This is a genomic window from Microcystis sp. M169S2 (genome assembly GCF_020245865.1).
GTDB lineage: Bacteria > Cyanobacteriota > Cyanobacteriia > Cyanobacteriales > Microcystaceae > Microcystis > Microcystis ichthyoblabe_A.
Map to the genome: position 1 here is coordinate 1 of NZ_JADBUB010000238.1, position 10,828 is coordinate 10,828.

Sequence of the window (10,828 nt, forward strand, 5' to 3'; positions counted from 1 at the left end):
GAACATTCTCGTCACCGAAGCCCGGTCAATTTTTGTGTCAACGTCTTGTGTGGCTTAATTGCTTACTGTCACCAACCCAAGAAGCCCTCCCTCCAAATGGACTGGGTTTTACCTCAATCTGCTTAACCCGAACTCAGGTTAATATATTTAGCCTGAGTTTGCATTCTTACTGCTAATTTTTCCTTACCCAATTGCGGACGAACTTTTTGCAAAAGTTGTGCGGTGGTGTCGATACCGCAATCCTTTAATTTTTGGCAATCTTGGTCACTTAACCCCGGCAAATATTTAATTAACCAGCTTTGCCTGTGGATAAGTTGCGATCGATTCATCGAAATTATTAACTATTGATAAGTAGATTATAGCAGTTATCTTCAGGCCTAGATTAGCTGGTCGATGTCTGGTGAGAATCGATCCCCCTAGCTTCGACGTTTCCTTAAAAAAGGGGAAAAAGGAGGAATTCGATGTGTAGTTTTTATGAATTATACACAGAAAAAAAGTTGACAGAACCAAAACGGTCTATCAACTCTTAAAGTTATCTATTCAAGAAGTGAAAATTAACGTTCTTGAAAGACGATTTTTTTGTCCAGGGAAGGACGGTTATTCGACTTAGAGGGGTACTTACTACCACCACTGCGGGGAGTTTTATTAATCACTGGTTTACTGCTCGTCGGTGCGGGAACTTCCCAATCGGTTTTCATCCACTGGGGACAATTTTGATCATAGATCATTTGCAGGGCAGCAGCCGCGATCGCTTGGGGATCGTATTCTGCGCTTAAATCCCGCACTAAAGGCAAGAAAGAAGCCATCCGTTCCCCCGATAAAGCCTCTTTCAGCTGATTTTGCAGCTTAGTCAGGCGTTTTGCTTCTACTTCGGTGCGACTAGGAATGGGACTAGATTCCAGACGTTGACGCAAACGCTGTTCAATCTGACGTAATAAACGCCGATCGATCGGTTCTACTAAGGATATAGCAGTTCCCGTTTTACCGGCGCGGCCGGTGCGGCCAATGCGGTGAATATAGGTTTCGGCATTATCCGGCAGATCATAGTTAATAACGTGGCTGAGATTTTCCACATCTAGACCGCGGGCCGCGATATCCGTGGCTACCACTAATTTAATTTTGCCCTCGCGGAAACGTTGCACCAGTCGTTCCCGTTGCACTTGGCTTAAGTTACCGTGGTATTCATCCACCGTTTGTCCCGCTTCTTGCAGTTTGCTGGTTAATTCGGCCGCGGTTTGCTTGGTGCGGACGAAAATAATCGCCGATTCTAGGGGTTCGATCTCTAACAGGGGTTGCAGGACTTTTAATTTCGTCCAACCGCGAGGGATCAGATAAATTTTCTGTTCGATTTTAGCAGGAGCGGCCTGGGGTTGAGAAACCGTCACAGAAACGGGAGATTTCAAGAAATTAGCGATTAAATCGCGGATTTCCCGGGGCATAGTTGCCGAGAAACAGGCGGTTTGACGGGTGGAGGGGGATGCTTGCAGAATTTTCTTAACATCATCGATAAAACCCATACTGAGCATTTCGTCCGCTTCATCGAGGACTACCCAGTTTAGGGATTCTAGATGGAGTTTTTTGCGATCGAGCAGATCAATTACCCGGCCGGGAGTCCCGACCACAATCTGGACACCTTTTTCCAGACTGCGGATCTGACGTTCCATGGATTGACCACCACAGACTGTCAGGATAAAGAGACGACGATCATCAGAGAAATCTTTGATGGCGCTGGCCACCTGTTGGGCTAATTCCCGGGTGGGGGTGAGGATTAAAGCTTGAACGTTAGGATTTTTGGTGTCCATGCGTTCCAGTAAAGGCAGGGAATAGGCGGCGGTTTTGCCGGTTCCCGTTTGTGACATTCCTACCATGTCATGCCCTTCTAGAAGGAGAGGGATGGCTTTGGTTTGAATTTCCGTGGGGGTGGTGAATCCAAGCGTTTCTAGGTGTTGAAGACGGCTATCGGATAAACCTAAATTGTTGAAACCAGTGGTCATAAGGGTTGTTTTGTGGGAATTAAATTAGAAAAATCGAAAAATTAGACTATTTCGCCGTAGAGATCGTAGGTATCGGCCGCAGTGATTCGGACCGGTACGATCGCACCTAGAATCGCCTCCCCTGTCACATAAACCAAGCCATCTACTTCTGGGGAAAAACGAGCGGAACGCCCGATTAATTCTCCTGTTTCTGGGTTTTCCTGTTCGATGAGAACATCGACAGTGTGACCGATATAAGCTTGATTTTTGCGCTCCGAGATTGGTTGCTGAGTTAACATCAACCTTTCGCGGCGTTCGTCCATAATTGCCTGTGGCACTGGATTGGGCAGGCCAAAAGCGGCTGTACCTTCTTCGGCGGAGAAGGTAAACACCCCGACGTGATCGAACTCATGACGCTTGACAAATTCCAGCAGATGGCTGAAATGTTCCTCGGTTTCTCCGGGGAAACCGACGATAAAAGTCGTTCGTAAAACCGCGTTCGGGATAGCTTGCTTGATCCGCTCGATAATGCCATCGTTGACTCGTCCTTGCCAGGGACGGTTCATCCCCCGCAGGATGTCGGGATGGGAATGTTGTAGCGGCAAGTCTAGATAGGGTAAAACATTCGGGCTCTCTCGGATCGCTTCGATAACCTTTGGCGTTAACCCGGTCGGGTAAGCGTAGTGAACGCGAATCCAAGGTATATCGACTTCTGCCAGCGCTCGCAAGAGTTCCGCTAATTTGGGTTCGCCATATAAGTCTAACCCATAATTGGTTGTTATTTGCGAAATGAGAATTAATTCTTGGACTCCTTGGCTGGCTAATTGTCGCGCTTCGGCCACAATCGACTCGATCGATCTCGATCGCTGATCGCCGCGCAGGTGGGGAATAATACAGAAAGCACAGCGATAATCGCAGCCTTCGGCCACCCGCAGATAGGCGACTCCCTCGCTGGTGGTGCGATAACGGGGCAGATTTTCATCGGCGATAAAAGTGGGATCGGTGCTGACTTCTTTGACTCGTTCTCCCGTCTCTACCCGTTCGACGATCTCGACGATTTTCTGATAATCCCCCGTGCCGACAATGGCCACGGCTTCCGGCAATTCCGTCAGGAGTTCATCTTGGAAATGTTGGGCCATACAGCCGGAGATAATAATTTTTTTATTAGCTTCCGCCAGTTCCACGAGGGTGCGAACGGATTCTTCTCTAGCTGCTTGAATGAAACTACAGGTATTAACGATAACGTAATCGGCCAACTCCTCGTCATTATCTACGGGATAGCCGGCCTTGGCCAGCAGTCCTAACATATGCTCGGAGTCGATCCGGTTTTTCTCACAGCCTAGGTGTGAGATGGCGATGGTTGGCTTATTGCCCATGCGATCGAGTATCAACCAAATCTTAAACTTATTTAATGTTAAGACATTTTAACGGATTCCGGACTTGATAAAATCATTAGCAGTTAAAATAATTTCCCCCCGGGGGCCCGTGGCTAGGCCTTCACCCTGTTAAAATGGGTGAGCGGCGCATGGTTGGGGACGCTAAGAGTAGTAGACGCTGTGAACTTAATTGCAACTTTCAAGACAAAAAACCCGATTATTGGCGTGGTTCATCTCGCCCCCCTGCCCACTTCCCCCCGTTGGGGTGGTAGTCTCAAGACGGTGATCGAGCGGGCTGAACAGGAGGCGACGGCTTTGGCTGCTGGTGGTGTTGATGGTTTGATTATCGAGAATTTTTTTGATGCCCCCTTTACTAAGCAACAGGTGGATCCCGCCGTGGTTAGTGCCATGACTTTAATTGTTGATCGCATTAAAAATCTGGTGGTCTTACCGATTGGTCTTAATGTTCTCCGCAATGATGCCCATAGTGCCTTAGCGATCGCTACCTGTGTCAATGCCCAATTTATTCGGGTTAATGTGCTAACGGGGGTTATGGCCACTGATCAGGGCATTATTGAGGGTCAGGCCCACGAACTCCTGCGTTATCGGCGCGAATTGGGGTCTGAGGTCAAAATTTTAGCGGATGTTTTGGTTAAACACGCCCGCCCCCTGGGAACTCCTAATCTGACTACGGCAGTGCAAGATACGATCGAACGGGGACTAGCAGACGGGGTAATCCTCTCCGGTTGGTCCACCGGTAGCCCCCCTAGTTTTGAGGATTTGGAACTGGCAGTGGCGGCGGCCAAGGGAACACCGGTTTTTATCGGCAGCGGGGCTGATTTGGACAATATTGGGCGGTTGCTGCCGGCTGCCGATGGGGTGATCGTGGCTAGTTCCCTCAAGCGTCATGGCAAAATTACTGAACCAGTGGATCCGATCCGGGTGTCGCAATTTGTGGAAACGGCCCGGCAGATCAACGATCAAAAGGCAAAAATTAATAATTCTCTGCCTTCTTTGCCTCTGTCCACATAACCCCTTGCTAGAATGGCGGATAGTTATCAGCCGTGGTGCGATCCTAAGTTTTTAGGAATTGAAAACGTCCTAATTAACACAATATGGTTAGGGAATTTTTCCTTTCGACAAAGTACATTTCGATTTACCTCCTGACTCCTGAATTCTGCTGTAATTTAATCTAAATAATATTATGCGTCGTCGTTCTGTACCTTGGATTCATCGCTACTCCCGTCCCCTAATTGGGGGCGTTTCGATCGTGGGGGCGATTCTGACCGGCTATTTAACCATTACCAAACTGACGGGAGGGGCTGCAGCCTGTACCGCCGGGGCTAGTGATGGGGCTGGTTGTACTGGTGTTCTTAATAGTCCCTACGCTACGGTTTTCGGGCTGCCCTTGAGTTTGTTCGGTTTTTTGGCCTATATTGCCATGGCGGTTTTTGCCCTCAGTCCTCTATTTATTAATGGGGAAACTCAGAAAAATCTCCGCAAAAGTTTAGAAAATAATACTTGGTTATTGCTGTTAGCGGGGGCGACGGCGATGGCGGTATTTAGTGGTTATCTAATGTATATTCTAGCCACGGAATTAAAGGAATTGTGTCCCTACTGCATCACTTCGGCTTTGTTCGCTTTAACGTTATTAATTCTCACAATTGTCGGTCGCGAATGGGAAAGTTTAGGACAAATTATACTGCCGATGGTTGTGGTGGCGATGATTACTTTGGTGGGAACTTTAGCGGTTTATGCGGGAGTAAATTCCCCGACGGTGACAGGAGGAAAAGAAGAAATTACCCGGCCAATGACAGCGGCTACACCCCCCTACGGTTGGGAAGTAACCACGGTTTCGGGAGAGGCAGAAATTGCCCTGGCTCAACATTTAAAAGCAATTGGTGCGAAAGAATACGGGGCTTTTTGGTGTCCCCACTGTTACGATCAAAAACAGTTATTTGGTAAGGAAGCGGGAGAAATCCTCAAAAAAGAAGGGGTTTATATCGAATGCGATCCCCAAGGGGTTAATGGTAATCCCCAAGCTTGTCGCGATGCCGGAATTAAAGGTTTCCCCACTTGGATTATTAAGGGTCAAGAATATTCGGGAACCCAAAGATTAGAGAAATTAGCGGAGATTTCTGGTTATACCGGCCCGATGAATTTTAAATATACAGTTCCGGGACGTAAGTAGGAAAGAGTTAAAATTTATACTGGAGGCTGAACCTTGTTCAGCCTTTATTGTTGTTTATTAAGTTTAGCTACTTTGATTTATAATAAAAACGTAGATAAGTTGCTAATTATTGCTTATGACTCAGGTAAATCTACAAAAAGCCGCTAATATTCTCGGTGTAACTACCGCAGAAATACTAACATGGCAAAAGAAAAAATTAATCAAAGGTCAGAAAATCAATCAAGTTGATTGGTTATTTGATCTCGAGCAATTAACCAATCTTAAAAATAACCAATCCTCCAGAGAATTGAAAATTTTACAAACTGTTGAGCCAACTAATTACACAGTTATTGAATTATTTGCTGGCTGTGGTGGTATGGCTTTAGGTTTAGAAAATGCGGGAATAAAAACGCAATTACTGGTGGAAATTAACCAAGATTGTGTTAATACTTTAAGACTCAATCGACCGCAATGGAATGTTATAAATCAAGACATAAAAAAGCTTAAATTTTCCGATTTTAGAGACAAAATAGATATTGTAGCTGGAGGTTTTCCCTGCCAACCTTTTAGTTATGCTGGGTTAGGAAAAGGATTAGAAGATTTGAGAGGGAGCTTATTTTTTGAGTTTGCTCGTTGTTTACAGGAAGTGCAACCTAAAATCGCTATGGCCGAAAATGTTCGAGGATTATTAAGCAATAAAAAAGGAGAAACTCTCCAATTAATGCTGCAAGCTTTACAGGAAATCGGTTATTATGCTGCTTATCAAGTTTTATCAGCCCAATTTCTCGATGTTCCCCAAAAAAGAGAAAGATTAATTATTATCGCCACCCGTCAAGACCTAAATATTAAACCCATTTTTCCCCAATATAAAAACTATACTATTTCTCTAAAAAAAGCTCTAGAGAATTGTCCAAGTTCTCCAGGAGTAGAATATAAAGAAAGAAAAAAAGAGATTATGTCCTTAGTTCCCGCAGGAGGAAATTGGCGGAATTTGCCGATGGATATTCAAAAAGAATATATGAAAAATAGTCTCAAAAATCACGGCGGACGGACAGGATATGCTAAAAGATTATCTTGGGATGAACCAGCTTTAACTATTACCTGTAGTCCTGCACAAACCCAAACAGAAAGATGCCATCCCCAAGAAACTCGTCCTCTGACTGTGAGAGAATATGCACGAGTGCAGTCCTTTCCCGATGATTGGCAATTTACCGGTAATTTAACCTCTCAATATCGACAGATTGGTAACGCGGTTCCCGTGAATATGGCCTATCATCTTGGTGGCTGTTTAATTAATATGTTGCAAGGGGATTATCTGGGGGAAACACAGCCAAAAACTGAACAGTTAAGCATTCCGGGGTTAGAAGTTAATTAATTTTGACTAAAAGTAAATAGGTAAATATTCAGGTCTAGGGGTTGACAAAGAGAGAAAAATGGCTTTTATCGACTTTGTGTGATAATTTTTGCTTATAGAATCGTGAAATGTTCACTGGGAAAGAATTTTAGGACTATTTTGCTGAAGAAACTATCAGTATAGACCCCGTTTGCACACAAAAACCAGAAGAGCCAACGCTGTAACGAGATGACTGCGATGTGCGTACAATCTTAGTATAACCTATCTAGGTTAGAGTGTGTGGCTCGATCAAACTTACCCGCTCTTTTTTGACAATTGCCGCCCCTAAAATTCCTAAATCTCGGACGATTTTACTCTCCGGTCTATAGAAAGTATTATTGATATTAAATATCGCTTTTTCTTCCTGCATCGCTCATCTCATAATTAACACTCGATTGCTTCTTTTTTTCCACGTAGGAGCGGAAAGGGTTAACCACTGCCAAAATCCATCAGACATCAAGATAGAAGATAAATCTAAAGAAAGTGTGAAATTAGCAGAAATTTCTGATTTTTTTAGTATTATGTCTCTGAAAAGCTGATAGTTTCCCCGTGAGAACGGCAAATTAAAGGTGAAAAAATATTTATTTTTTTACATCTTATAAGTAGTTAGATGTTAAAAACTATCAGTTCCCCCCTTATCAAGGGGGGATTAAGGGGGGATCGAACCCAATATCTATCTTAGATACCCAGAGTTACCGATAAAGTTTGATTGCTTAAAGAGTCAAGTGCTGATAGCGATTCCTGTGGGGTCGCTATTTTTTTCGTCCCCACCGACAAAATTGAGCAGCGCTCGTCGTCCCTGCTCACCTCGATCGAGTAAAGTAATCTCTAGATAATTTTCTGGCAAAAAAGTTAAACGTTCTGACCATTCGATCGCCACTATCCCTAAATCTACCTCGATTCCCTGCCAATAATTTTCTAGGTACAGCGCCTCGATATCTTGACCCTGCAAACGATACAAATCCAAATGATACAAAGGAAGGCGGCCTTCGTTATATTCGTTAACGAGGGTGAAGGTAGGACTAGCTATAGGCTCTTGAATACCCAATCCTAAGCCAATTCCCTGTACTAAGGTGGTTTTTCCCGCTCCCAAATCGCCTTTTAATAAAATTACACTGCCAGAGGCCAAGGTTTGCCCCAGTTTTTCCCCTAAATTGACAGTAGCTTCTCGATCGGGTAAGTCGATAATCATTTTTTTCCGCTAGGATGCCAATTAATCACTTGATTCTAATATAGCGATCAGAGCAGGTTTCTGACCTTCTTGGCTCTGGGGGGCTAAATTTGGTCTTTTGATCGAGAAAAATAGAAGCAGTTAAACTCATCTCTTATCTCTTAGTCTTGCCTTTGGTCAAATGGTCGCCATCAAGACAGAGATAAGCGATCGGCGAAACCTTCTGGTAGATTAGACTAAATGGGAGTTGGTTAACTGCTTTTATAAAATTGATTGTTCCCTAACCATCAGCATTGTCTAGGGTCGAAGGGAATAAAACAACCGAAGTTTAGGACTTTAAGCCAGAAGTTAAGAAAAAAAGTGAAATTATTATTTTTGAGTAATGGCCACGGTGAAGATGAGATCGCGATCCGGATTATTAAAAGACTGCAATCATCTCCCCACTGTCCGGATATTACTGCTTTACCCCTAGTGGGTAACGGTTATACTTATACTCGTCTGGGGATTCCCCTTCTCGATCGAGGTCAAAAAATGCCCTCTGGGGGTTTTATCACCAGGGATGCCAAACAATTATGGCGAGATCTGCGGGAGGGATTATTAGGATTAACCTCCCGTCAATACCGTCTGGTCAGAAATTGGGGCCAAGAAGGGGGAAAAATTGTCGCGGTGGGAGATATCTTACCCCTTGCCCTTGCTTGGTTGAGCGGGACAGATTATGCTTTTGTGGGAACGGCTAAATCGGAATACTATCTCCGGGATGAGCAGGGATGGTTAGATAGTAGCTCGATGATCGATCGCCTCTGGGGTTCCTATTATTATCCTTGGGAACGCTGGTTAATGGCTCATCCTCGCTGTCGGGGGGTTTTTCCCCGGGATAGTTTAACTAGCAAAATTTTACAACAGTGGTCAATCCCTGTTGTCGATGGGGGTAATCCGATGATGGATGACCTTTTACCCTCGATAACGGGCGATTTTCCCCAAGATTGCCTAACTATTTTGCTGCTACCCGGTTCGCGCTTTCCCGAATCTCTCCACAATTGGCAGCAAATTCTCGCAGCTGTGGCGGCCATGATCGGCCGTTTTCCCGATTACAAGCTGGAATTTTTGGCGGCGATCGCTCCTTCTCTCCCCTTGCAATCTTTTACGGCTGCTTTAACTTCCCAGGGTTGGCGAGAACATAGCATAAATAAGTTTATTTGTCAAGAAGTATTTATAACTATTTCTCAAAGGGATTACGCCGAATATTTAGGCCGTTGCCATCTAGCGATCGCCATGGCGGGAACTGCCACGGAACAGTTCGTCGGTTTGGGTAAACCAGCGATCACAATTGCGGGATCTGGACCACAGTTTACTGCTCATTTTGCCAAACTGCAACAGCGTTTATTAGGCTGTTCAATTCTCTTGGGCGATAGTGCCGAGTCAGTGGCAGACAAGTTAGAATATTTATTACAAAATCCCCCAAAGTGGCAAGAAATCGCCGTTAATGGTCGTCAGAGAATGGGGTCAGCCGGTGCCTCCGATCGCATTGCCCAATGGTTACTAGGCAATTTTTGCCATTAAGTACCTAAGCAAGATTGGTGATGATTCGATAGTAGTGATGGTGGCTTAATCGGCGTTGCTGATTTGAGATATGAATCTTCTCTTGTGGGATTTTTAAAACCTAGACCCAAACTAACTTTTGGATGGGTGCAAGGTTGTCATTCATACCTTGATTCAGCAACGCCGCTTAATCCTTGGCTTTGCTGTGCATTGTAGTCATGGATAAAATACCAAAGGGTTCTCCAACGTGATTCTCCATTTTTTTAGAGAAAGATAGACTCTCTCTCACCAGCCGAGAAATCCTTTGTCGAAAGGTATTATTTAATCTTTCAATAGGATTAGTTTGACCAGTTTCTTTCCCTACTGCCCGATGACGTTTACGAGGAATTACTGTCTTATATGACTCCCAAAAGTCTGTGTAAGCAACAGCACATTGTCGATAAACTCCTGGAAGACTTTTCCAGAGCTTTTTAGCTGATTCACGGCTTCTATCTCCTAAATAACAACCAATTATTTCTCGGTTAGTTCTATCGATAGCTAACCAAATATATAGCGGTTCTCGCATCTGTGCGGCACACTTAAACCTTTGCCGATTAAGCTGTTCAGTATCGGAAATGTACCTCTTCTGAATCAGAAACGCTATATACCTTGATTTTCTTACAAAATACGAATGACTATAAGTCATCATATTCTATGATTAATTTGCTTTTAGATTTGTCTGTAACTTTTACTTGGCTAGGGACTTGGCTTAATTTATTATTAACATATTTTTGTAATCATGACCAACTAACTCCAGTTACCCCAGCAATACCTCGCAGAAAAATTCTTTCTAGCATCAGTAGTTCTATTAATTTTGGGGTTTCGTTAGAGACGGTTTTATTACTAGGATTAATTACAAACGGTTGACCACAATCTTTACCCTTACGTTTGGGTTTGCGATTATGTGTAGAACCATTTTTGATGGTATGGCAAGAACTACATTAACGAAATATTGAAGCTTGTGAATCTTTTGTTAGAAGATTCTGTTCTAAATCTTCATCGCAATCCAACTAAAATTTAATAGTCCAAGAGAAGATATTGATAAAAACAGCAATCATAAAAAGCAAATTCTTGACATTTGTCAGGTAATTATTTTTATTAGTCAATATTCTACACAACTCAGGCTAGATAAGCAAGATAGCTCACCACTACTATCGGATCACTACC

The 10,828-nt window shown here is 43.9% G+C and carries 8 protein-coding genes and 3 pseudogenes; 5 read left to right on the top strand and 6 right to left on the bottom strand.

From position 1 onward, the window contains the following. Positions 1 to 126, top strand: a pseudogene (locus tag IM485_RS21150) (IS982 family transposase); the annotation flags it as partial. Here the strand turns inward: IM485_RS21150 and IM485_RS21155 are convergent. The 3 genes from IM485_RS21155 to rimO form a co-directional block, all read right to left on the bottom strand. Next, on the bottom strand, positions 123 to 329 hold the full coding sequence (locus IM485_RS21155; RefSeq protein ID WP_238141856.1) for a helix-hairpin-helix domain-containing protein: 207 nt from the start codon (positions 327 to 329) through the stop codon (positions 123 to 125). The pseudogene IM485_RS21150 and the gene IM485_RS21155 sit on opposite strands and share 4 nt — an antisense overlap. Before the next feature lie 225 nt (positions 330 to 554). Beyond that, positions 555 to 1,994, bottom strand: coding sequence for a DEAD/DEAH box helicase (locus IM485_RS21160; protein WP_104395734.1), 1,440 nt, complete (start codon positions 1,992 to 1,994; stop codon positions 555 to 557). A 41-nt stretch (positions 1,995 to 2,035) separates the two neighbouring features. Further along, positions 2,036 to 3,349: a 30S ribosomal protein S12 methylthiotransferase RimO gene (gene rimO, locus IM485_RS21165; protein ID WP_104395735.1), complete on the bottom strand. Its 1,314-nt coding sequence runs from the start codon at positions 3,347 to 3,349 to the stop codon at positions 2,036 to 2,038. A gap of 180 nt (positions 3,350 to 3,529) precedes the next feature. Between rimO and btpA the strand changes: the two genes are divergently transcribed. The 3 genes from btpA to IM485_RS21180 all read left to right on the top strand — a co-directional run bounded on the left by btpA (position 3,530) and on the right by IM485_RS21180 (position 6,894). Beyond that, positions 3,530 to 4,381 (top strand): photosystem I biogenesis protein BtpA, encoded by an 852-nt coding sequence (gene btpA, locus IM485_RS21170; RefSeq protein WP_002776905.1) that lies wholly within the window; start codon positions 3,530 to 3,532, stop codon positions 4,379 to 4,381. 172 nt (positions 4,382 to 4,553) lie between these two features. Then, entirely contained in the window at positions 4,554 to 5,540 is a 987-nt protein-coding gene (locus IM485_RS21175) for a vitamin K epoxide reductase family protein (protein ID WP_287745406.1), read from the top strand. 115 nt (positions 5,541 to 5,655) lie between these two features. Next, complete coding sequence (locus IM485_RS21180; RefSeq protein ID WP_287745407.1) at positions 5,656 to 6,894, top strand: DNA cytosine methyltransferase; 1,239 nt, start codon at positions 5,656 to 5,658, stop codon at positions 6,892 to 6,894. Positions 6,895 to 7,162: 268 nt separating this feature from the next. Here IM485_RS21180 and IM485_RS21185 read toward each other — a convergent pair. Both IM485_RS21185 and tsaE read right to left on the bottom strand, forming a co-directional pair. Further along, positions 7,163 to 7,282: pseudogene (locus IM485_RS21185) on the bottom strand (tRNA (guanine-N1)-methyltransferase); the annotation flags it as partial. Between the two features lie 351 nt (positions 7,283 to 7,633). Continuing rightward, on the bottom strand, positions 7,634 to 8,104 hold the full coding sequence (gene tsaE / locus IM485_RS21190) for a tRNA (adenosine(37)-N6)-threonylcarbamoyltransferase complex ATPase subunit type 1 TsaE (protein WP_012264480.1): 471 nt from the start codon (positions 8,102 to 8,104) through the stop codon (positions 7,634 to 7,636). A 339-nt stretch (positions 8,105 to 8,443) separates the two neighbouring features. On the opposite strand from tsaE, the gene IM485_RS21195 reads away from it, so the two are divergent. Next, on the top strand, positions 8,444 to 9,643 hold the full coding sequence (locus IM485_RS21195; RefSeq protein ID WP_287745410.1) for a lipid-A-disaccharide synthase-related protein: 1,200 nt from the start codon (positions 8,444 to 8,446) through the stop codon (positions 9,641 to 9,643). 137 nt (positions 9,644 to 9,780) lie between these two features. Here the strand turns inward: IM485_RS21195 and IM485_RS21200 are convergent. Continuing rightward, positions 9,781 to 10,584, bottom strand: a pseudogene (locus IM485_RS21200) (IS1 family transposase). Positions 10,585 to 10,828: the final 244 nt, after the last annotated feature.